Below are 22,663 nucleotides of genomic sequence, written 5' to 3' on the forward strand. Positions count from 1 at the left end.
CGACGTCACCSCACGCGTCCAGGACCCGGTGCACCCCGGCCACCAGCTCCCGCGCCGACRCCGCGGACTCCCGWCCCGGYGCCGACGCCRCGGAMTCCCTCGCCGGCACCGCGGGCTCCCTCGCCGGCGCCCCCGGGCACGCCGGCAACGGCGGTGCGGGGGCAAGAGGTGCGATGGCCATGCTTGATTCTATTCGAACACCTGTTCGAACACGAAAGGTTGTCCACAGGCTTGCGCACCCAGGTGGTCAGCGCTCGTCAGCGCTCGTCAGCGCTCGTCAGGGCTCGACCAGCTCAGCGCTCGTCAGGGCTCGACCAGCTCAGCGCTCGTCAGGGCAACGAACGCAGGGCGACGCGGGACGGTGGCTGCCCCGAGCGTGCGGGGCAGCCACCGAAGGATCTGGTGCGTGGGGGTCAGTGGCCGTGCGAACCGCCGCCACGCTGGGAGGCGGGGGCCTGCTCGCCGCTGTCGCCATCGCCGCCGTCGCCATCACCCTCGTCAGCCTGGTCGTCGTCACCCTGGTCGTCGCCGCCCTGGTCGGCGTCGTCGCCGCCCTTGGACGGGTGGGCACTCGGCGAATGCTCGGCCCGGTGGTCGACCTCGCCGCCACCGTTGACGTCGGCGTGCTCGTCGTCCGAGCCGACACCGTCGTGGTGGTTGGCGAACGCCGTCGCGTTCGGCGTGTGGGTCTGCGTGCCCGCCTCGTCGGAGGCGTCCTCGGCGTCCTCACCCTGCGCGTCGCCGTCCTGGTCGTCGCCCTCGGTGTCCTCCGGCGCCACGGTGGCGGTCTCCGTCTCGGTCTCGGCCTCGCTGGCCTCGGTCGTGGTCGTGGTGTCGCTCGGGTCGTCCTGCTGCACGAGGGCGGGCTCACGGTCGTCGCCGCCACCGGTCGCGGCCACGGCGACACCGCCGAGGGCTGCGAGAGCAAGGGCTGCGCCAACGGCGACGGCAACACGGCCGGCACGGCGGAGGGGAAGTCGGACAACGGTCACGCGATCGCTCCTTGGGTGGGGGGTGGTGCCCAGGCCCTGTCCGGCGGGGTCGTCGAAGAACGCGGCCAGCTCGGCGCTGGGCTCCACGAACGCGCGGGCGACCATGGCGCGCAGCGCCTCGACGGCGGGGGCTGCCGGGTCGCTGGCGGGCAGGTGCAGTCCGCTGCGGGTGGGGTCTTCGGGCTCAGGCATGTCGGGGGTTCAATCGAGCGAGGGCTTCGCGGGGATACGGGTCGCCCGCAACTTCTCTGCGCAGGCGCGCGAGGGCGCGGTGCTGCAGCGACTTCACGGCTCCGACGTCCTTGCCCAGCACTACCGCCGTGTCCTCGAGGCTGAGGTCGGCCACCACGCGCAACGTGAGCACCGCCCGCTGGTCCGCGGTCAGGGCACCCAGGACCTGCGCCACCTGCTCGTCCTCGATCCTCGCGAGCGCCACCGCCTCCGCCGACGGCCCTGCAGGGTCCACGCCTGCCTCGTCCCACGGCACCCATGGTCCGCGGCGGACGCGCTGCCGGTGCCAGTCGACCTGCCGGCGGTGGGCGACCGTGAACAGCAGCGCCACGAAGCCTGCGCCCCCGCCGGAGATGCGGCCCACCTGGCGGAAGACGGCGAGGAACACCTCGCTCGTGACGTCCTCCGCCTCGACGACTCCGTGCGAGCGCAGATAGGCGGCCACCCGCGGGGAGAGCTCGCGCCACAGCAGGCCGAACGCGGCCGGGTCGCCCGCCGTCGCCGCGGCGACAGTGGCGTCCATGGGGGCGCAGTCCACCGGTGTCCACCTCCGCTTGCCGGTCCAGTGGCGCCCTGCCCGCCAGGTCAGGACAGTAGCGGCTCCGCTCGGCGTTTGCGCGCGTTTGCCCCTGTCTGGCCCCGTCAGCGTCGTCTGGCCCCGTCCAGTGCCTGCCCCGTCCCGTCAGCGTCGGGGTGGCCGGGGCAGGAAATAGCTCGCGCGCTCCTGGTATGCCGCGTAGCCGGGTCGCTGCGCCATGTGCCGCTCGAGGAGGCGGGCACCCGTGGCGAACACGAGGAAGTAGGTCATCGCCACGGGCGACAGCACCGTGAGCACCCCCGGCCAGGCGCTGGCGGCGACCAGCCAGATCCCCCACCAGACGCTGGAGTCACCGAAGTAGTTGGGGTGACGGGTCCACGCCCACAGACCGCGGTCCATGACCTTGCCGCGGTTGGCCGGGTCGGCCTTGAACGCCTTGAGCTGCCGGTCCCCGATCGCCTCGAAAGCCAGCCCCACGCCCCACAGGAGGACGCCGACCAGCGCCACGGCCACGAGCCCGCCGCCGGCCGAGGCGCTCACCTGGATCGGGAGCGAGACGAACCAGACCGCGAGCCCCTGCACGCCGTAGACCTTCCGGATCGCGACCCAGGTCGGGTTGCCGGGCTCCTGCGCCAGCATCTCGGCATAGCGCGGGTCCTCCCCCTTGCCCGAGTTGCGCGTGTGCATGTGCCAGGCCAGTCGCAGCCCCCACAGCGACACGAGCCCGACCAGCAGGACCCGACGCCAGGCTGCTCCGTCACCGACCACCGCGGCCGTGGCCGCCACCACGGCGAAGCCGATGCCCCACGTCGTGTCGACGACGCTGACCCGGCCCTGACGACGCCCCTCCAAGGCCGTCAGGGCCATCAGCACCGCGACAGCGACGAGCGACGCGACCGTGACGACGACGAAGTTTCCCCCGTCGAAGGTCACGACCAACCCCCCGGACGGACCGGCTCCAGGTCCGCAGCCCCTCGGTCCGGCCGCACGGACAGGATCTGGTCGACGCCCATCCGGCCGTCACGGAACGCCATCGCGCCCCCGACGAGGTACAACCGCCACACCCGGGCGACCTCCTCCCCCACCAGCGCCACGGCCCGGTCCCAGTTGGCCTCGAAGGTCTGGTGCCACGCGGCGACCGTGCGGACGTAGTGCTCGCGAAGCGTGTGGACGTCACGCACCTCGAGTCCCGAGCCCTCAATGAGGGCAACGGTTTCCCCGACCGGACGCATGTGCATGTCCGGCGCGATGAACGACTCGATGAACGGCCCGCCGCCCGGGAACTTCCCACGGCGCGACATCTGCTGCACCAGCACGCGCCCCCCGGGTCGCACCGCGTCGTGGAGCACGCGCGCGTAGGTCGGGTAGTTCTCCTGTCCCACGTGCTCACCCATCTCGAGCGACACGACGGCGTCGAACCCCCGGTCGGACACGGAACGGTAGTCCTGGAGCCGGATCTCGACCCGGTCCTCCAGCCCACGCTCGCGGATGCGGGCGTCGATGAAGTGCTTCTGCTCCGCCGCAATGGTCACGCCCGTGACGTGCGCGCCGAAGTGCTCGGCGGCATACAGGCTCATCGAACCCCACCCGCACCCCACGTCGAGCAGCCGCGCGCCCGGACCGAGGCCGAGCTTGCGGCCGACGAGCTCGAACTTGTCGCGCTGGGCGTCCTCGACCGTGTAGTCGGGGTCGTCGGAGCGCCAGTACCCGCACGAGTAGGCCATGTGGGGGTCGAGGATCAGCTGGTAGAAGTCGTTGGACAGGTCGTAGTGGTGGTGGATCGCCTGCCGGTCGCGCAGCGCGCTGTGCAGGCGTCCCGTGAGGACGGCCTGGCTCGCCGGGGGCGGCAGGGGTAAGCCGATCGCTCGGGCCTGGGCCGCCACCCTGAGCAGCGCCGCCACCGTTGCGGGGCTGGGTCGGACGCCCGTCAGCCCTCGGTCGCGCGCGATCTCCCACACGTGGGTCAGTGCCGCGTCGAGGTCGCCCTCGACGTCGAGGTCCCCGGTGACGTACGCCTGCGCGGCACCCAGCTCTCCGGGGTGACGCACCAACCGGCGCAGCGCCCGTGGGGAGCGGATGACGACGCGGGGCGCGTCGACCGGGCCGGCGACACTGCCGTCCCAGGCCGTCAGGTGCACCGGTAGGGCACCGCCGACGATCGGGGCCAGGGCGTCGGCGAGCCTGGTCGCGAAGCCGGACCCCCTTGCGCCAACTGCGGTTTCGCGAGACCCGCGTTCTCGGAGAAGGGTCATCGGGTCGCCTCCCGCTCGAGGACGAGCTGCTGCACGTCGAGGTAGCCGGACCTGAACCCGGCGCGCGAGTACTCGAGGTAGAAGTGCCACATCCGGACGAAGACCTGGTCGAAGCCGAGTTGGTGCACCCGCTGGAGCGAGGCCAGGAACCGCTCGTCCCAGAGGCGCAGCGTCTCGGCGTAGTGCTGCCCGAACGACAACCGCTCGGTGACTCGCAGCGAGGTGTGGTCGCGGTTGACGTCGACGATGGCCTGGGTCGAGGGCAGGAACCCGCCGGGGAAGATGTACTTGTTGATCCAGGTGTAGGTGTAGCGGGTGGCCAGCATCCGGTCGTGCGGCATGGTGATGGCCTGGATCGCGACCCGTCCACCAGGGGCCAGGACCGTGTCGATGGTCTCGAAGTACTCCTGCCAGTACTCGTGGCCGACGGCCTCGATCATCTCGACGGAGACCACGGCGTCGTACTCGCCCTTGACGAGGCGGTAGTCGAGGAGCTCGACGTCGACCTGGTCCGACAAGCCCGCCTCGGCGATGCGGGCGCGGGCCAGCGCCTGCTGCTCGCTGGACAGGGTCACGCTCGTGACGGTCGCGCCACGGCGGGCCGCGCGGATCGCGAGCTCACCCCAGCCGGTGCCGATCTCGAGGACGCGGGTGCCCCGGCCGACGTGGGCGGAGTCGAGCATGCGGTCGATCTTGCGCTGCTGCGCGAGGGCGAAGCCGTCCCAGTCGGCCGGTGCCTGTGGGACGGCGACCTCGACGGCCTCACCGGCCACCGACGAGCCGGTCCGCGACGTCCCGTCGAACAGCGCCGACGAGTAGCTCAGCGTCGGGTCGAGGAAGGTGGCGAACAGGTCGTTCGACAGGTCGTAGTGCCGCGCGATGTTGTCACGGGTGTTGTCGGTCGTGTTGCGCTCGGCCTGCGGGTGACGCGCCACGTAGACCGCCCTCAGCTTCTGCAGCGGGCCGGGGATCAGGGTGGCCATCTGGGCGGCGAAGACCTCGAGCAGGCCGGCGAGGTCCGGTGCCTCCCAGTCGCCGGCCATGTAGGACTCGCCGAACCCGATCAGGCCCTTCGCGCCCAGGGCGGCGAAGAACGCCTCGGGGCGGTGCACGACCATGAGCGGCGCCGACTCGTCGTGCGCGGCTCCGCCGACGAGCGTCCCCCCGCCGAGGTCGATGCGCACGGGGAGCCGCGAAGCGGCGGCACGGAAGAGCTGGCGCGCGACGCGGACCTCGACGGCACCGCGCACCTTGGCGCGCGAGACGGTCAGGTCGGGCCAGCGGGTGTGGTCGATGAGTGGGCTGGCGGGGACGCCTGCGGTGGCAGTGGTCACTGGACGGCCTCCTGTGAGTGGGCGGGGCGCGGCTGCACGGGAAGGCGGCGCAGCCAGAGTCGTATGCCGTGCCACCGGATCCGGGCCGACACGGCAAGGGGTTCGAGGGGTTGGGTCAGGGCGATGCGCAGGATCCCCGCCCTCGTGACGCGTGCGGCCCGGCCGGTCATCCCGGCGACGAACGGGTGACGTCCCGGTCGGTCGAGGACCACCTGGACGCGCAGCCGGTCACCGGGCTCCGGGACGGTGAGGCGGTAGCGCCCCGACACGTCGTTGAACGGACTGACGTACAGCGCCTTGTCGACCTCGGCCCGGCCATCGTCGTCCGCCCGCACGAGGTAGGCGTGCCGGTCACCGTAGGTGTTGTGGACCTCGACCACCGTGCAGACGAGGGCGCCCGAGGAGTCGTGGCACCAGAACACGGAGATGGGGTTGAAGACCGTGCCGAGCACCCGCGGCATGGTGAGCATGCGCACCGAACCGCCCGGCAGGTCGATCCCGTGCGTGGCGAGGAAGGTGTCGACGTTCTGGCGCAGGGTGCGGGCCGGGTCGCCGAGGTGGTCCCGCGCCTCGAACCGGGCGAGCGGGGACAGGACCCCGAGCGAGGGGAGGTCGTCGAGGTCGACCAGCCACTGGTGACTGCGGTGGCGGAACCTGTGCTCGACCGGCTCGGTGCGCGCGTGCCACACCGACGTGGTGTAGATGCGGGTGGTGGGTCCGGCCATCATCGCGCCACAGCCTCGAGCAGGTCGGTCCGCGACGCATCCCAGGTCCCCCCGAGGTGCGCTGCGGCCGCGACACCGGACCGGGCGCCGTCCTCGTGGAAGCCCCAGCCGTGGTAGGCCCCGGCGAACGCGATGCGGGCGGTGTCGATGGTGGGCAGACGGCGCTGCGCGGCCACGGACTCGGGCGTGTAGAGCGGGTGCTCGTAGTGCATCGTGTCGAGGACGGTCGCGGGGTCGACGCAGTCCTCGCCGTTGAGGGTGACCAGCAGCCGCTCCGGCCCGGTGTCGAGACGCTGCAGGCGGGTCATGTCGTAGGTGACGAGGACGCCACCGGTCGCGCCCTCGCGCTGCCAGTAGTTCCACGAGGCCATGGCGCCGGAGCTCTGCGGCAGGACCGACTGGTCGGTGTGGAGCTGGGCGACGTTGCGCGAGTAGGGAATCGCTGCCAGGACCTCGCTCTGCGCCGCGGTCGGTGCACGCAGCATGGCCAGCGCCTGGTGGGGGTGGGTCGCGATGACGACGGAGTCGTAGGTGTCGCGTGCGCCCGAGGCGTCCTCGACGACGACCCCGCCCGGGCCCTCGGTGACCCAGCTCACGGGAGTGCCGAGCCGAACGTCGTCGAGGCCGGCGGCGACACGCGAGACGTACTGCACCGAACCGCCGACGACGGTGCGCCACGTCGGCGAGCCGAAGACCGTGAGCATGCCGTGGTGGTCGAGGAACTCGAACAGGTAGCGCGCCGGGTACTGCAGGGACAGCATCGGGTCGCAGGACCACACGGCCGCCACGAGCGGCTCGAGGAAGCAGGTCGTGAAGTAGTCGCTGAACCCGACCCTGGCCGCGAAGGACTCGAGGGTCTCGTCGTCGCCGGGGACCGCCAGCACGGCCCGCGCGGCCCGGTGGAAGGCGCGCACCTCGGTGAGCATGCGCAGGTAGCGCGGGTTGACGAGGTTCGAGGGACGGGGGAACAGGCCGCGCGCACCCTTGGCCCCGGCATACTCCAGGCCCTGGTCCGCGCACCGCACGGACATCGACATGTCGGAGTCCTGGGTGGCCACACCGAGCTCGGCGAACAGGCGGAGCAGGGTGGGGTAGGTGCGGTCGTTGTGCACGATGAAGCCGGTGTCGACGGCGACCGTGCGCCCGGCCACCTCCACGACGTGGGTGTCGGCGTGCCCGCCCAGCCGCGCGTCCGCCTCGTAGAGGGTGACGTGGGCGTCCTTGGCGAGGACGTGGGCGGCCACGAGGCCGGCCACGCCACTGCCGATCACGGCGCGTCGTGCAGTGCTCATGGGGCTCCGTTCAGGTCGGGCGGGTCGGCGAGTCATTCGGCGCCCGGTCCCCCGTGGATTGGGGTCATCACTCGTCCGCGGGTCGGCCGGACGGCGCCGGTCGGCGCGAGGGAGGCCCGGCGATGGCGCCGGCCGCGCGGGCGGTCTCGCCGACGAGCCACTCCAGGGGGCCGCGGAGGCCGAGGAGCGCGAAGACGGCTCCCGTCCCGAGCACGAGGATGACCTGCTCGGTGTAGTCGCGCTCGAGGTGCGGCCAGTAGCCCTCCGCCATCACGAGGACGTGCAGCGTGTAGAGGCTCAGGGTCATGGCCCCCGCGCCGAAGGCCGCTGCCCACAACCGGGTGCCCGCGCGAGTGACGAGCAGGCACACACCGATCACGAGCAAGGCGCTGCCGATGGTCCGGGCCAGGTCGAGCGGCGTCCCCGAGTGGGGTGTGTCGACGGCGAGCCACCACCAGGTGCCGGTGGGCGTGCTGCCCGAGAACCCGTGCACGAGGAAGGCGTCCTGCATGGCCGGGTCGGTGACGTCGTAGGGGAAGTCCGCGCGCAGGGCGTCCTGGGCCCCGGGGCGGGCGAGCAGGGCGCGGGAGAGCAAGGCCGCCCCCACGACGAGCGCGGCCCCGAGCCCGGCCATGGTGGCCGCCGTCCGCGGTCGACGCAGGCTGCTGCGCCCCACGGCCAGCCCGGCCAGCAGGTAGGCGACCCAGACCGCAGCGGGGTAGTAGCCAGTGAAGAGCAGGTCCGCAGCGAGCCGACCCGGGTCGAGCAGGTCGCCCGGAGTGGGGCTGCCGCCCACCCGCGGTGGCAGGTGGGGCCGGACGACCATGCTGACGACCGGCAGCACCACCACCCAGGCGGCCGCGGCCACGGCCAGCACCCGCGACGACCACCCGAGGAAGGGCAGCCCGAGCAGGAACAGCACGGCGTAGTAGCCGAGGATGACCGCGATGTGCGTCGGCAACAGGCCCAGGGTCAGCCCGAGCGCGCCGATGAGCAGCGCCCGCACGAGGATCCGCACGGAGGCAGCGACCCGGACCCGACCGTGCGGGGGACGTTCGCGACCACTGACGAGCGCGAGGCTGACGCCGGCGAGCACCGCGAACAGCGCGGAGGCCCGACCGCCGGCGAGCTGTTGGGGCCACGGGACGCGCGCCCCGTCGAAGCCGGGCAGGACGTGGGTCGCCATCATGCCGAGGAGGGCCAGGCACCGGGCCACGTCGACGCCCACGACGCGCGAGAGCGACACTCGAGGCAGTGCGCGGGACAGGCCGGTCGCCCGGTCCGCCGGGGTCTCGGACGAGGGCATGCGGGCATCCTGCCAGCCACGACCGCCGCGATCGCCGTTTCGCTCACGGTGTGCGGGCGGCGACGGGGCGAGGTCCGGACAGGCAGTCGCCTCCGGCGCGTCGTGAGGGGCGGGGACACCGGAGGCGACGGGACAGGGGGCTCAGCCGCACCAGGGGTAGATGAACAGGCTGTGGTCGCCTGCGCGGTGGTCGGCGAGCACGACGCTGAGGGGCAGCGGGTCGGGCAGCGAGGCGACGTCCGTGCCGGCCCGCGGCGCGACCCCCACGGCCACGGCGGTGCTGATCGGCAGGCCGTTCTTGGCGACCGCGCTGAACACGCCGAGACCCTTCAGCGCGTTCATGCCGGCGCGCATGCAGTCGGTGTCTGGGGCCGCCTGGGCTGCGGCGGCGGGCACCAGCACCGCGAGGGTGGTCGCTGCGGAAGCGGCAAGTAGCCGGGTGGTCCTCATCATGGCCTGTCCTCCTGATCGGGCGGCCGGATGCGTCCGACCGCTGTGTCTAACCTTTGTCTAAGGTCTTCCCTCCGAAGGATGCCCCTTCCTCCCCCGGTTGTCCAGACCTTGTCGAAGGTTTGTGCGTACCCTTGGTCCCATGCACACCATTGGTCACGCGGCCGCCCTGACGGGGATCCCCGCGGCGACCCTGCGGGCGTGGGAGCGGCGCTACGGCCTCGTGAGTCCCGTCCGCACCGAGTCCGGTTACCGCCTGTATGACGACCATGCCCTCCAGCTGCTCAGGGCCATGGGTGCCCTCGTGGCCGGTGGATGGTCACCGAGCCAGGCGGCCGAGCACCTGCGCTCCGACGGTGCCGACGGCGTCGGCGCCGACCAGCCACCGTGGGAGGCGTACCTCGCGAGCGACGGGGCGCCGCCCGATCCGCAGGCAGGCGGGCTCGAGGAGACCACCGGGAGCCGGTCCGGGTCGGCGCGTCAGCCCGGGCCGTGGGACGTCAGCGCCCTGGCCGAGGGTGCCGCCGCCCTCGACCCGCAGGCCGTGGCCCGCGCGGTCGACGACGCCTTCGCCGCGGGGCCGCTGGAGCGGGTGGTCGACACCTGGCTGATGCCCGCCCTGCACGAGCTCGGTGCGCAGTGGCGTGCCGGGGCAGTGGACGTCGCGGGAGAGCACGTCGTGAGTGCCACCGTCCACCGGCGCCTCGGGGTCGCGATGGAGGCCGCCGGCGGACCGCCGACCGGGCCCAGGGTGGTCGTCGGGCTGGCGCGCGGCTCGCACCACGAGCTCGGCATCCTCGCCTTCGCCGTCGTCCTGCGGCGTGCCGGCCTGGACGTCGTCTACGTCGGTGCCGACCTGCCCACCCAGCACTGGGTCAGCGTCGTCGAGCGGTATGCCCCGGCCGCGGTCGTCATCGGCGTCCCGACCAGTGCTGACGTCCTGGCCGTCCGCGACACGGTCGCCGCCCTGGGCGCGGCAGACCCCGCGCTGACGGTGCACGTCGGCGGGGGTGCCCAGTTCGAGGTCGGCCACGGGACCTCGCCGCTCGGCCACTCCCTGACCACCGCCGCCCGGACTCTCGCGGCGACCCTGGGCTGAGCCCGCTCAGCTGCCGGCGAGCGCCGCCTGGGCCTCCAGGGCATCGGTGAGCAGGGCCACGAGCGCCTCGAGCTGGACGTCCGAGGAGGAACCGACCTCCTCGTCGGACCCGTCGAGCGCCCGCGCCGCGAGGCCCGCCTTGTCATCGATGAGCTGGGCGATCTTGGGGTCGATGGTCTGCGCGGCGATGATGCGCCACGCCGTCACGGGCTCGGTCTGGCCGATCCGGTGCACCCGGTCGATGGCCTGGGTCTGCTCGGCCGAGGTCCACGAGAGCTCGGCGAGGACGACGTTCGAGGCGACCTGGAGGTTGAGCCCGACGCCGGCCGCGGTGAGCGAGCACACCGCAACGGCGACGTCCGGGTCGTTCAGAAAGGCCTCGATGTTGGCCTTGCGCACCTTGGGCGTCTGGTCCCCGCGGATCGAGGCGTAACCCAGCCCGCGCTTGGCGAAGGTCTGCTCGGCGACGTCCATGACGTCGATGTGCTTGGCGAAGAAGACCACCTTGCCGACGTTGCGCGCCAGCTGGGCGGCGTAGTCGGCAGCGAGCCCGGCCTTGGCCTGGCCGATCTTGCGCATGACCGTGAAGACGTTGTCGCCGGTCTTGCTCGAGTTGGCGTCCTCGCGCTCCCAGCCCGCGACCCGCCGGACCAGGTCGTGGTCGATGCCGTCGACCACCGTGGCCACCTTGCGGTTGGCCAGGGCCGACTCATAGCGGGCCACCAGCCGCCGGGCCAGCTCGCGCTCGGCGGCACGGATCGACCGGCCCGCCTCGTCGTCGAGCTCGACCGGCAGGTCGGCCACGCGCCGTGCCGGGATGTCGGAGGCCACGTCGACCTTGCGACGGCGGACGATGCCCAGGTCGACGACGCTCCTGCGCGCCGCGGCATAGAACCCCGAGTCGGCCGGGGTGAGGCCGGTCTCCTCCAGCGAGGCCATGAGGGCGTGCCGGGGTTTCTTGTCGTCGATCCAGCCGAGGAACTGCCAGATCGCCTTGAAGTCCTCGATGTCGTTGATCAGCGGCGTGCCGGTGAGGGCCATCAGCAGCGGGTTGGCGCTGCGCGCCCGGATCCGCTCGGAGAGCTGCAGGACGTGCTGCGAGCGCTGCGAGGTCCTGTTCTTGATGAAGTGCGCCTCATCGACGACCATGCCGCGGAACCCGAGGTCGCCCAGCCAGCCGACGTGCCGGTCGAGAACCTCGTAGTTGACGATGACGATGTCCGCGAAGCCGTCGATGGTCTCGCCGTCGCCGTGGATGACCGTGGGCGTGCGGCGTGGGGTCCAGAGCTCGGCCTCGTGGGCCCAGTTCGCCTTGACGACGTTGGGCACGGCGCACAGCAGGGGGAAGGCGTCGGCCGCCTCAGCCGCCAGCAGCGCCTGCGCCGTCTTCCCGAGACCGGGCTCGTCGGCGAGCAGGAACGTCCGGTGGCCCGCCGCGGCAGCAGCCACGACCTGGGCCTGGTGGTGCATCAGCTCGAGTCCGCGGATGCCGTGCGGCACATCGGTGGGCTCGGGCAGGGGCATGCAGGTCGAGTCTCCGCCGTACTCGAAGGCACGGAAGAGGGGGCTCAGCAGCTCCCAGCCGCCCAGCCGGTTGGTCGTGGGCCGCCTCGCGGGCACGGCGGAGAAGTCAGGCGCCAGGAAGGGGTTGGCGAGCTGACGGGCGATGACCGTCTGCGGTACGACGCGACGCGGGGCCGGAGCGGCATCGGCGGAGGGCTCGGGGTCCGGCTGGTCCTCCGGCTCGGGCTCGAGGCCGGCCGCCCGCAGCATGTCGTTCTTGAGGCTCACGGCTGAGTGCGACACGACGGCGTCCTCGGCGAGCAGGGCCAGCAGGGAGGTGTCACGGGCCGCGGTCTTGGCGAGGATCGTGGCGATGCCGTCGAGACGGGCGAGCTGGCCGGTCCGCTGGGCCTCGGAGATGGCCGGGTCCGTCTTGACCCGGGCGCGCTCCTCGCGCATCAGCAGGGCTACGACCTGGTATGTCGTGCGGCCGCTCGGTCGGACCTTGCCGCGTTGGGCGGCGGCCTCGACCTGTCGGACGGCCTTGGCCAGGACGGGGATGATCCCCTCGTCGTCCATACCTGCGGGACGACGCCGGTCGCGCGGTGCGGACCGCGGCGCGCCGGAGCGGCGCGGGGCTCGCTGTGCCAAGCGGTTCCTCCTCGTGGTGTCGGACACGGTGGTTGGTCCACCGAACCGAGGCGACGTGCCGGTGGCGCCGGCAGCACGGCATACCGGGCAACGCGGACTGGATGGGACCAGAGGTCCCGCCCCCAGGTCGTGAAGCGTCCTCGCCGAACGGCGCGACACAGGACCAGAGTACGTCGGCCCGCGCCGTCACCGGTAACCGGTGGGGCGCAACCGCGCCATTTTACGCGGGGACGGACGTCCTCGCAGGGGAACTGGACAAGTCCAGACCTGTTGTGACCGAACGCATGCCTGTGCTGTACGCAAATCCGCCCATCCCGAGGCGTACGTGCCCGTCGGGGGCGATCTGGCTGTCAGTGTGGCGACACGAAACCCGAGGGGGTGGGCGCCAATGGTGCCAGAGATCGTCCGGCTCGAACAGGCCGGGGTGTGTGGCTGCGGGGAGCCGGTCGCGGCCGGAGAGCGCGCGGGGTTCGTCACGCCGAGCGGGCAGGTCGTCTGCCTGCGCTGCCTCTCGACGATGTCGAACCGGACCGCCGAGACTGCCTCACCACGCCGGGTCGCCGGCGTCGCGGCGCCGCTGAGCCCGTGGATGGCCGAGGAGGCTGTCATCGTCGCGACGCTGCAGGCGCTGCGCGACGACGTCCCCCATGCCTACCCCACCGACGCGACCCTGCACGTGCCCGCCGAGTGGTCCGCCCTGGCCACCCTCACTCCCCAGCCCCGGGTGGCGCCCCCCACCGTCGTTGCGCCGGAGGCCGTGGTCGCCCCCGAGCCGGTGGCCGCGGTTGCCCCGGAGCCGGCCGCGCCCGAGCCGGTGGTCGTCGCAGAGCCGGTCGTCGTCACGCCACCCGAGCCGAGCAGCGTCCCCGAGCCGGTGGTCGTCCCGGAGCCCGTCGTCACAGCGCCCGCTCGTCCGGCACGCCGCGCAGGGCTGTTCAGCCGGATCCTGACCGTCCGGGCCCTTCGACTGCAGGGTCAGCTGGGGCCTACAGGCCGACCCGGCGTGGCCGTCGCAGCCATCCTCGACGACGCCAGGGTGAAGGGCGTGCTCGCGCTGCACCACCGCCTGGTGCCCGGGCAACGCAGTGGCCTGGAGCATCTCGCTGTCGGCGCCTCCGGCATCCACATCATCGACGTCAAGCACTTCAAGAACGCGTCCATCGAGGTCCGGGGAGCCGAAGGTGCGTGCGCCGACCTCGTGGTCGGAGGGCGCGTGATGACGGCCGCCGTCGAGGCCACGGCCCGGCGGGTGGCCGCCGTGCGGTCCATGCTGACGACCGTGGGACTCGGCGACATCCCGGTCAGCGGCGCCGTCTGCTTCGTCGACGGCCTGCTCCCCCTGGGCGTGGCCGACCTCGAGGTGAGGGGCATCCGCGTGCTGCGCCCCTCGGGCCTCACCGCGATGGTGACGACCCCGGGCGAGTTCGGCCCCCTCGACCGACTCGCCTTGCGCGACTACCTCGCAGAGCAGCTCCCCCCTGCTGCGTGATTCGTTCCAGGTGCCTCCTCCGTGGCGGGCGGATCGACGGGCCACCTGGACGGACGAAGGCCCGGACCGCTCTGGTCCGGGCCTTCGTGGCGTCCACGTCGGGTCAGCGCACGGTCGTCTCCCGAAGGAGACGGACGGGACCGAGCAGGCCGTGGTCGTGCACCTCGGTCGTCTGCATCTGTGGCTCCCCACCTGAGATCTGCCAGATGATGTCGGGCACCTTCTCGTAGTAGCCCCGGGCGAGCAGCCTGTTGTTCAGGGAGCTCGACACCCGGACGGTCACCGTGTTGGTGCCCGTGCGCAGGTCGTCGGTGACGTCCACCACGGGACAGGACGTGTCGAAGCCCTTCGCCTCACCGTCGTTCACTCGCACGGAGCCGAGGCCTCCGGCTGTGGAGCCGAGCTCCAGGAGGTGGCGTTGTCCCTCCACCGGTTCATGGTCGAGCTGCAGGCTGGCGGTGTACTCGCCGACCCCGGACACCTCTGGCCCGACCCCGGGCAGGTCGCGCCACGGACGCAGCGCTCCCGTCCCGGCATCCAGGCGCGAGACCGCGGTCAGAGGTCGTACCTCGCGGGTCTGGTAGCCGAGTCCGCGGTCCTCGGTGATGACCTCCAGCTCGCCGGCGTCCCAGCTCTCGACCGCCATCGACCAGTCCGTCAGCTCGACGAGGGTCTCGACGGAGGTCAGCTCGGACGTGGCCGCGGTCGTGTCACCGCGGTCGAGAGTGAGCAGGGCCGTCTCACCCGGCGCGAGCGTCAGCCGCAGGATGGTTCGACCCCCGTCACCTGCCGAGCTCGGGTACCGACGGATCTCCCCCGTCCACGCGTCGACCCGGTGCGCGCGTCCGTGGCCGGGCAGAGCCACCTCGACCTCCACCGAGTCGGCCGTCTCGTACAGGAAGTGGTACAGGTACAGGTGCAGCAGGTCGCCGTCCTCGCGCAGGTGGGACAGCACGCTGCGGTTCTCCGTGGTGAACTCGGCGCGACCGACGACGCCCAGGCTGCGCAGGGCGTCGACGGTCTGCGCGGGGTCGTCGATCGCGACGACCGTGGGCTGGGCGAGCAGCTCGGCCATGGTGCGGGCCAGCTCCTCGTCGCGTCCATCGAGCCCGGGTGTGCGCTGCGCGGCACGCTCATGGGTCCGGTGGAGGTCCTTGATGAGGAGCTTCAGCTCACGGGCGCCGTTGACGACGAGCACCTTCAGCCCCTCGCGAGCCCACTCGAGGAGCCTCGCGGCCACATCCGGGTCGAACTCGCTCTGGTACACGATCAGCGCCTGGTAGCCGGGACCACCGGGCTGGACGAGACCGTCGGCGAGGGTGACGTCGTCGCGCAGCAGGAGAGAACCATCGAAGAACTCGTAGGACCAGCCGGCGTCCTGCATGCCGAGGTCCTGCCACCAGTGGTTCTGCCGGTTGCGCATCCACAGGCGTCCGTACGCCTCCTCGTCGTGGGTGCGAGCACCGTCCTCGCCGAGGAACCCGATGCCCGACATGTTGTCGGTGAAGTGGTCGGTGCGCAGGATCCCCACGTCGACCCGGGGCCTTCCCTGACGCAGGACGCACTGGTAGCGACCGAGGGCGGCATTCCACAGTGGGTAGAACTCCGACCCCGGTTGCCTGGTGTCGAACCGTTCCGAGAACATCGACCACATGCCCTCGTGACCCGGCCACTCGGTGACACCCTCGGCGCCCGCGGTGCTGGCCCAGCCGTGCAGGACGGTCTTGGTGATACCGGCAGCGAGCTGGGTGGCGATGATCTGGTCGTAGAACCGGTGGTCGAGCATGTGGTTGCGCGTCGTCGCGCCGGTCTCCGAGGAGTACTGCTTCCCGAACAGGTGTGCCGGGCCGGCCATCAGCCGGTAGGCGTCGATCTGGGAGGCGAACTCCAAGGACTCGGTCTCGATGCCGTCGACCTCCGGCCCCGGTCGGGTGAGCTCGAACGGCAGCCCGTAGCTGATCTCCGCCCGCAGGGTCATGCCGTTCTCGTGCAGGAACGCCGCGAACGGCCGGAGCATGTTCTCGATGTAGAGGTCGGTGAGGGTCCGCACGTAGTCGAAGCGGACCTTCTCGACCGTCACGCGGTGCTCGTCCGGCGCCTCGTTGTGGTAGGTGGTGGCCGCCGCCATCATGAAGACCGTCCGGGTGAGGAAGGGCAGCCACGGCGTGATGTCGTAGCCACGGCGAGCGCGGAACTCCTCGGCCACGGTGCGGCCCCAGAACACGCCACCGGCTCCGGTCGTGAACAGCTCGAGCGAGTCCATGTACATCTGGGCGCGGGAGTTGCGACCGATCTGCTCGCGGAGCTCCGGGGTCAGGACGACCGTGTCCCAGTACCGGATCACCTCCTGTGCGCCGTCCGGGTCGAGGTAGTTCACGGTGTAGTTGACGGAGGCGGAGGGCGAGGCCGTCTGCCCGGTGCCGTGCATCCAGTAGCTGAACACCCGCCAGGAGCCGTCGGCGGGGGCAGTCCAGTCCAGCGCCTCGTCCTGCACCTGGCTCGTCAGGTCGACGACGGAGTCGACGTCGAGGACGGCGCCGCCCTCGGTCTGCCCCACCACACGCGCGGCCACGACCGCGACGAACGCCTGCTTCCGGATCTCACCGCGGTGGCCGGGGAGGACCTGCTCGCCGACTTCGGCGTCAAGGTCGATGCGTGGCAATGCGCCCGTTCGTGAGGTGCCGCCCGGGAGGTCCTCGATGACGACGTCCAGCTCCTTGGCGGCTGCCGGGTGGTCGGCGTCGATGGTCGGCAGGTTCGCGTTGGACCAGTTGGTCCCGGAGGTGAAGCTGACCGACATCCCGCGTCTGGTCGTCTCCTCGGCGACGATCTGCGAGTCGTGGACCCACTCCTCGGCGCCCCATCCGTAGCGGGAGTGGTCGATGTCTCCCTCGTCCATGGCCAGGAACTCCATGCCGCCGAACCCCATTCGATGCGCGGTGTCTATCTCGTACCGCAGGGTCTCGTCAGTGTGGAGTCCCTCGGCGAGCCACCAACGCAGCTCTGGGCGGAACTCGATCGACGGGTCCTTGATGAGCTGGGCGAGCTCGTCCACGGTCATGGTGCTGTCCTTTGCTGGAGGTGGTCTGGACGCGGATGGGTGCGTGGCACGACTCAGCAGGACCCGGTGAAGTGGTGTGACCCTGCACCGACCTGCTGGTCAGCGGATCCAGGGACCCTGACCGTGGCGGAGACGCCTGCGGGCACATCCAGGTCCAAGGCGAACACACCGTCGCTGTCGAGCGACCAGTCCGTGGAGACCGTGCCGTGGCGGGTCTCGAGGGAGGCCTTGGCCGACGTGATGCCACCACCGGGTCGCGGCGCGACGAGGACCTGGTCGTAGCCCGGAGCGAGGGGGGCGATGCCGCCGATCGTCCGGTGCATCCAGTCGGCCACGGCGCCCAGCGCGTAGTGGTTGAAGCTCGTCATCTCGCCGGGGTTGATGGTGCCGTCGGGCAGCATGGAGTCCCACCGTTCCCAGACCGTCGTCGCGCCCATGGTGACGGGGTAGAGCCACGAGGGGCACTCGCGCTCGAGGAGCAGGCTGTAGGCGTCGTCGAGGTGGCCGGTGTTGGTCAGGGCGTCGGTCACGAAGGGCGTACCTGCGAACCCTGTCGAGATGCGGAACCCGTTCTGCCGCACCAGTTCCGCGAGTCTGTCGCCGGCGCCCTGACGGTCCGGCTCGTCGAGCAGGCCGAACTCGATGGCGAGCGCGTAGACGGTGGCGCAGTCGCTCTGGATGCGGCCACCCTCGCTGACGTAGTGCTTCTGGAAGGCAGTGCGGACCCGGTCCGCCAGTGCGGCGAAGGCGTCGGCGTCGTCGTGGCGGCCGAGGATCTCGGCGGTCGCGGAGACCTGGCGCAGCGTGCGGTGGTAGCACGCGGTGGCCACGACGCCGTTGTCCGCCTTGGCCTTGAACGGCTCGTCCGGGGGCGCCTGGGGGTCGAGCCAGTCGCCGAACTGGAACCCGGTGTCCCACAGGTCGCTGTCGGACAGCAGGCCCTCCACACGGCGGGCGTGGGCGGTCATGGCGGGGTACTGGCGCTCCAGCGCGCCCTTGTCGCCGTAAGCCGTCCACAGGGCCCACGGAACCCAGGCGGCCGCGTCGCTCCAGACAGCGGTGCTGTCCGGGTCGGGGAAGTCGCTCGGGATCGTCATGTACTTGAGCACGTCAGGCACGACGAAGGGCACCATCCCGTCGGCGTGCTGCTGCTCGAGGTCGACGTCCTGCAGCCAGTTCCCGAGGAAGCCGGAGACGTCATAGAGGTATGCCGCGGTGGGGGCGAAGGCGGCGATGTCACCGGTCCAGCCCAGCCGCTCGTCGCGCTGCGGGCAGTCCGTGGGGACGTCGAGGAAGTTGCCCTTGAGGCCCCAGACGACGTTGCGGTGCAGCTGGTTCAGCATCTCGTCGGAGCACTCGAAGGTGCCGGTCCGGTGGAGCTCGGAGTGGACGACGACCGCCTCCACCGAGTCGGTGGTGAGCTCGCCCGGCCAGCCGGACACCTCGGCATACCGGAAGCCGTGGAAGGTCTTGGTGGGCTCGAAGGTGTCCACTCCCCCACTGAGGACGAGCCGGTCTGTCGCCTTGGCACTCCGCAGCGGCCGGGTGCCGAGCTCGTCGTCCTCCAGGACCTCAGCGTGCCGGATGGTGATCTCGGCTCCCTCCGTGCCCTGGACGGCGAACCGCAGCCAGCCGACGAGGTTCTGGCCGAAGTCGAGCAGCGTGCTGCCCGCCGGCGAGGTCCAGATCCTGACCGGTCGAAGGACCTCCTGCCGGCGGACGGCGGGTCCGGTGTACGGCTCCAGGCGTGTGACGTCGTGGTCGACCGCGTGGACCCCGACCCAGCCAGTGAGCTCGGCACCCGGCTGCGTCCAGCCCGTCGACGTGCGGCGAGCATCGATGGTCTGCCCGTCGTAGAGGTCGTTCTCGACGGTCGGCGAGGGGCCTGCCAGCCACGTGTCGTCGGTCCCCACGACCTGCCGGTGCCCGTCCGCGAACTCCACGTGGAGCTCTGCCAGCGCCGCCAGCTCCGACCCGTAGTGGGCGCGGGCCCCGTCCCATCCGAGCCGGCCCCGGAACCAGCCGTTGCCGAGGGCCAGACCGATGACCGACGTGTCGGTGACCAGGTCGGTGACGTCGTGCGACCGGTACCGAAGGCGCCACTCGTAGCTGCTCCATCCCGGCGTGAGCACCTCGTCGGACACCGGGGTGCCGTTGATCGTCGGCTCCACGATGCCGTGTGCGGTGACGAGGAGGGTGGCAGCCACGACGGCGCCGTGCCCGGAGTCGAGGTCGACTTCCTTGCGCAGCAACGGGGCTCCGGCGAAGTCGTCGTCGGCGGCGATGAGGTCGGCGGACCAGCGGTGGGTCATGTCAGCCTTTCGAGGAGTATGCGGTGGGGGCGCGCTTGGGGTCGGCGGCGGCGCGGGTGGTTTTCGTGGGTGTCGTGGGGTGGTGTCAGCGGGCCCTGCGCCCGCCGGACACGAGAGCGCTCAGCCCTTGACGGCGCCGGAGGTCATGCCCGCGACGATCTTGCGGTTGAAGAAGATGAACAGGACCAGCGGCGGGATCGTGACGAGCACGATGTTCATGAAGAGCAGGTTGTACTGCGTGCTGAACTGGCTGAGGAAGTTGAACAGCGTGAGCTGCACGGTGGCGTTCTCGTCGCCGGGCAGGAAGTACAGCGGGTTGACGAAGTCGCTGTAGATGAAGACCGAGCTCGTCAGGATCACCGTGATGGTGACCGGGCGGAGCAGCGGGAAGATGACCCGGAAGAACAGGGACAGTCCCGTGCAGCCGTCGATCATGGCCGCCTCGTCCAGCTCTCGCGGGATGGCGGCGACGAAGGCGCGGAACAGCAGCACGCAGAACGCCATCTGGTAAGCGACCTCGACGAGGATCAGGCCGGGCAGCGTCTTGAAGAGGTGCATCTGCTGCAGCACCCAGATGGTCGGTACGACGGCGGGCGGGATGATCAGGCCCGAGACGACCAGGAGGTTGGCGATGTTCGCCACGCGCCCGGGGCGCCGCTGGATGACGTAGCCCACCATCGAGCACAGCACCACGAGGATGGCCACGGAGACCACCGTGAGGATCGTGCTGTTCTTGAAGGCGGTGAGCAGCATCCCGTCCCGGGCAGTGAACACCTCCTTGAGGTTGTCCATGATCGGCCACGTCGTCGGCAGGCTGAACGTGAGGTCCGAGGCCTCGAACTCGTCCTTGGCCGCGGTCAGGAACATGAACACGAAGGGAACGACGAACACGACCAGCGCGACGAGGATGGCCACGACCTCCAACGAGGTGCGTCGAAGCGTTCTCATGACTCCACCTCCCTCGAGTTGAAGAAGCGGAACAGGGGGAACGCGATGAGCGACACGAGGACGAACAGGACGACGTTGCCCGCGGTCGCCAGTCCGAAGAAGCCAGCCTGGTACTGCTTGTAGATCACCGAGGCGATGACGTCACTGCTGAAACCGGGACCACCACCGGTCATGGTCCAGATGAGGTCGAAGGACCGCAGACCGCTGATGAGGGAGAGCAGGATGACGGTGAACGTTGCCGGAGCTGCGAGCGGGAGGGTGACGTTCCTGAACTTGACCCAGGCGCCTCCACCATCGATGTCGACTGCCTCGTAGTAGTCCTTGGGGATGGCCAGGATGCCGGCGATGTAGATCAGCGTCGCGAGTCCCACGCCCTTCCAGACGTCGACCAGCGCGACCGACAGGAGCGCGAGGCTGGGGTCGCCCAGCCAGTCAGGGGAGGTGATGCCCATCTTGGCGAGGGTGGTGGCGACCAGCCCGAAGTCCGGCTGGAGCAGGACGCTGAAGGTGATGCCGACGGCGACCGTGCTGACGAGGACGGGGAAGAAGACCACCGACCGGAGGAAGCCACGCGAGCGGATCGGACCGGTGAGCAGGACCGCGAACAGCATCCCGAGCACGACCTTGAGCCCGCTGGTCACGACGGCGTAGACGAGGGTGTTCTTCAGCCCGCTGACCAGCGCCTGCTCGGAGAAGAACTGGCGGAAGTTGTCGAGGCCGATGAACTCGGACTCGAAGAGGGTCCAGCGGGTGAAGGCGTAGTAGAAGGAGATCACGGTCGGGACGATGAACATCAGCCCGTAGACCAGCCCAGCGGGGGCGTAGAACCAGTAGGAGTAGGTGCTCGCCCTGAGGTTGTGGGTCCCGCTGCGCCGCAGCGGTTTCCGGGTGGGCCGGCCGGCCCCCGCGTCTCCGCGGGGACCGGCCGTCCGAGCCTGGCTCGAGGTGGTGTTGGTTACCATCCCGGCAGTCCCAGCTGCTTGGCTTGCTTCGTCACGTCGGCGTCATACTGTGCCGCGCCGTCCTTGGCGCTGGTCTGTCCGGTGGCCACCGCGACGGTGATCTGCTCGAGCGACGGGCCCTTGACCGGCGACAGGAACTCCAGCGCGGGCGAGACGTTCCCGGAGTCGATGTAGGCCTGGATGTCCTTGGCGACGCCCGGTGCCGAGGCCGGGAGCGTGGAGCCCTTGACCAGGTACGGGCCGGTGGGAGGCACGACCGAGAAGGCCTCGGTGCCGGGCGCGGAGGCGACGAAGGCGACGAACTTCTTGGCGGCGTCGAGGTTCTTGGTCGTCTTGGGGATGTACTGACCGTTGCCCGGCCAGATGGTCGCGCCGGCCTTGCTCGCGTCGTCTCCGGGGATCCCGAAGAAGCCGATCTTGTCAGCCTGGGCTGCCGGCAGGGTCCCCACCGGGAAGGTGAGCAGCGGGTACTGGGCGGCCTTGCCGGATGCCAGCAGCTTCATGCCCTGGTCGAAGGTCGTGGAGCCGGCCGACTTGTTGAGCCAGCCCTTCGCCTTGGCCTCGGCCGTCTTCTCGAAGCCCTTGACCGCTGCCGCATCAGAGGCGTACTTCACCTTGTTGGCCGTGTAGTCCTCGGCGAACTTCGGGTTCGCGGTCGCCACGTTGTAGAAGTCGCCCAGCACGAACAGCTGCGAGGTCCAGGTGTCCTTGAAGCTGCCCAGGACCGCGGTGATGCCGGCGGCCTTGATCTTGTCGCTGTTGGACTCGAACTCGGCCCACGTCTTGGGCACCGAGAGCCCCAGCTTGGAGTAGACGTCCTTGTTGTAGAGGATGCCGCCTCCCATCACCGTGCCGACCGGCGCACCGTAGACCTTGCCGTTCTGGGTCACCGTCGGGAGGAACGAGGGGTCCGTGTCCTTGAGGGCGGCGTCGCCGGTGAGGTCGACCAGCGTCTTCTCCGGGCTCAGCGCCTGCAGGAGCGAGCCGGAGTTGTACCAGAACACGTCGGCCATGTCGCCGGTCGACAGCTTGGTCTTGACGATGTTGTCACCGTCCGAACCGCCGGGTCGGGTCTCGGTCTTGACCGTGATCGTGGGGTTGGCCTTCTCGAACGCCTCGATGACGGCCTTCGCGCTCTTGACCGTGGTCTCGGCGTTGTCCGTCAACAGGGTGATCTCGGTCTTGCCACTGTCGGATCCTGAGCCCGAGTCGCTGGCGCAGGCGCCGAGCGACGTGAGGGCGGTTGCAGCGACGACGGCGATCGCCAGCCTCGAACGGGAAATCTTCATTGGGGTACCTCCACAGCTTTGGGGCGCGTATCCGCGATGGTTTCACATCGAGTTTTTGAATCGCTTCAGTCATCGACGTGGCTCCACGGTAAAGGTGCCGGGTGGAGGTGTCAACAGTTCGGCCAGGATTAGTTCCGAGCCTGAGAACTGCTTCAATCTCACGCCAGGTCCCCTGCACGCACGCCTGACCACCGATTCCCAGCTGGGCGTTGACGCGCGTTCCGGCATG

17 protein-coding genes are annotated in these 22,663 nt (G+C 70.8%); 2 read left to right on the forward strand and 15 right to left on the reverse strand.

The window, feature by feature from the left end; genetic code table 11:
- Positions 1–413: 413 nt before the first annotated feature.
- The 9 genes from AC1DV7_RS09300 to AC1DV7_RS09340 form a co-directional block, all read right to left on the reverse strand.
- Positions 414–1,184 (reverse strand): hypothetical protein, encoded by a 771-nt coding sequence (locus AC1DV7_RS09300; RefSeq protein WP_477596794.1) that lies wholly within the window; start codon positions 1,182–1,184, stop codon positions 414–416.
- A complete protein-coding gene (locus AC1DV7_RS09305; RefSeq protein WP_477596795.1) occupies positions 1,177–1,746 on the reverse strand; it encodes an RNA polymerase sigma factor in 570 nt (189 codons plus the stop codon). The genes AC1DV7_RS09300 and AC1DV7_RS09305 overlap by 8 nt, the downstream gene beginning before the upstream one ends.
- Positions 1,747–1,905: 159 nt before the next feature.
- Positions 1,906–2,694, reverse strand: coding sequence for a DUF1295 domain-containing protein (locus AC1DV7_RS09310; protein WP_477596797.1), 789 nt, complete (start codon positions 2,692–2,694; stop codon positions 1,906–1,908).
- Positions 2,691–4,013: a class I SAM-dependent methyltransferase gene (locus tag AC1DV7_RS09315; protein WP_477596799.1), complete on the reverse strand. Its 1,323-nt coding sequence runs from the start codon at positions 4,011–4,013 to the stop codon at positions 2,691–2,693. Before AC1DV7_RS09315 ends, AC1DV7_RS09310 begins: the two co-directional genes overlap by 4 nt.
- Positions 4,010–5,347 (reverse strand): class I SAM-dependent methyltransferase, encoded by a 1,338-nt coding sequence (locus AC1DV7_RS09320; protein ID WP_477596801.1) that lies wholly within the window; start codon positions 5,345–5,347, stop codon positions 4,010–4,012. The genes AC1DV7_RS09315 and AC1DV7_RS09320 overlap by 4 nt, the downstream gene beginning before the upstream one ends.
- Complete coding sequence (locus tag AC1DV7_RS09325; RefSeq protein ID WP_477596803.1) at positions 5,344–6,075, reverse strand: DUF1365 domain-containing protein; 732 nt, start codon at positions 6,073–6,075, stop codon at positions 5,344–5,346. Before AC1DV7_RS09325 ends, AC1DV7_RS09320 begins: the two co-directional genes overlap by 4 nt.
- Positions 6,072–7,364, reverse strand: a complete 1,293-nt coding sequence (locus AC1DV7_RS09330; protein WP_477596805.1) for an NAD(P)/FAD-dependent oxidoreductase — start codon at positions 7,362–7,364, stop codon at positions 6,072–6,074. The genes AC1DV7_RS09325 and AC1DV7_RS09330 overlap by 4 nt, the downstream gene beginning before the upstream one ends.
- A gap of 67 nt (positions 7,365–7,431) precedes the next feature.
- Positions 7,432–8,670, reverse strand: coding sequence for a heparan-alpha-glucosaminide N-acetyltransferase domain-containing protein (locus tag AC1DV7_RS09335; RefSeq protein ID WP_477596807.1), 1,239 nt, complete (start codon positions 8,668–8,670; stop codon positions 7,432–7,434).
- A gap of 141 nt (positions 8,671–8,811) precedes the next feature.
- On the reverse strand, positions 8,812–9,123 hold the full coding sequence (locus AC1DV7_RS09340; RefSeq protein WP_477596809.1) for a hypothetical protein: 312 nt from the start codon (positions 9,121–9,123) through the stop codon (positions 8,812–8,814).
- Positions 9,124–9,262: 139 nt separating this feature from the next.
- Here AC1DV7_RS09340 and AC1DV7_RS09345 point away from each other — a divergent pair, with 139 nt between their 5' ends.
- Entirely contained in the window at positions 9,263–10,219 is a 957-nt protein-coding gene (locus tag AC1DV7_RS09345) for a MerR family transcriptional regulator (protein ID WP_477596811.1), read from the forward strand.
- Positions 10,220–10,225: 6 nt separating this feature from the next.
- Here AC1DV7_RS09345 and AC1DV7_RS09350 read toward each other — a convergent pair whose 3' ends face one another.
- Positions 10,226–12,373: a DEAD/DEAH box helicase gene (locus tag AC1DV7_RS09350; RefSeq protein WP_477596813.1), complete on the reverse strand. Its 2,148-nt coding sequence runs from the start codon at positions 12,371–12,373 to the stop codon at positions 10,226–10,228.
- Between the two features lie 391 nt (positions 12,374–12,764).
- Here AC1DV7_RS09350 and AC1DV7_RS09355 point away from each other — a divergent pair, with 391 nt between their 5' ends.
- Positions 12,765–13,862, forward strand: coding sequence for a nuclease-related domain-containing protein (locus AC1DV7_RS09355; protein WP_477596815.1), 1,098 nt, complete (start codon positions 12,765–12,767; stop codon positions 13,860–13,862).
- A gap of 103 nt (positions 13,863–13,965) precedes the next feature.
- Here the strand turns inward: AC1DV7_RS09355 and AC1DV7_RS09360 are convergent, their stop codons facing one another.
- From AC1DV7_RS09360 to AC1DV7_RS09380, 5 genes are all read right to left on the reverse strand, one after another.
- Complete coding sequence (locus tag AC1DV7_RS09360) at positions 13,966–16,923, reverse strand: glycosyl hydrolase (protein ID WP_477596817.1); 2,958 nt, start codon at positions 16,921–16,923, stop codon at positions 13,966–13,968.
- 53 nt (positions 16,924–16,976) lie between these two features.
- Positions 16,977–19,235, reverse strand: a complete 2,259-nt coding sequence (locus AC1DV7_RS09365; RefSeq protein ID WP_477596819.1) for an alpha-L-rhamnosidase — start codon at positions 19,233–19,235, stop codon at positions 16,977–16,979.
- A gap of 120 nt (positions 19,236–19,355) precedes the next feature.
- Positions 19,356–20,183 carry a carbohydrate ABC transporter permease gene (locus tag AC1DV7_RS09370; protein WP_477596820.1) on the reverse strand — a complete coding sequence of 276 codons (828 nt, stop codon included), beginning with the start codon at positions 20,181–20,183 and terminating at the stop codon, positions 19,356–19,358.
- Positions 20,180–21,145 carry a carbohydrate ABC transporter permease gene (locus AC1DV7_RS09375; protein ID WP_477596822.1) on the reverse strand — a complete coding sequence of 322 codons (966 nt, stop codon included), beginning with the start codon at positions 21,143–21,145 and terminating at the stop codon, positions 20,180–20,182. Before AC1DV7_RS09375 ends, AC1DV7_RS09370 begins: the two co-directional genes overlap by 4 nt.
- Positions 21,139–22,434 (reverse strand): ABC transporter substrate-binding protein, encoded by a 1,296-nt coding sequence (locus AC1DV7_RS09380; protein ID WP_477596824.1) that lies wholly within the window; start codon positions 22,432–22,434, stop codon positions 21,139–21,141. The genes AC1DV7_RS09375 and AC1DV7_RS09380 overlap by 7 nt, the downstream gene beginning before the upstream one ends.
- Between the last annotated feature and the right edge of the window lie 229 nt (positions 22,435–22,663).

Source organism: Pedococcus sp. P2_E4, from assembly GCF_056403935.1.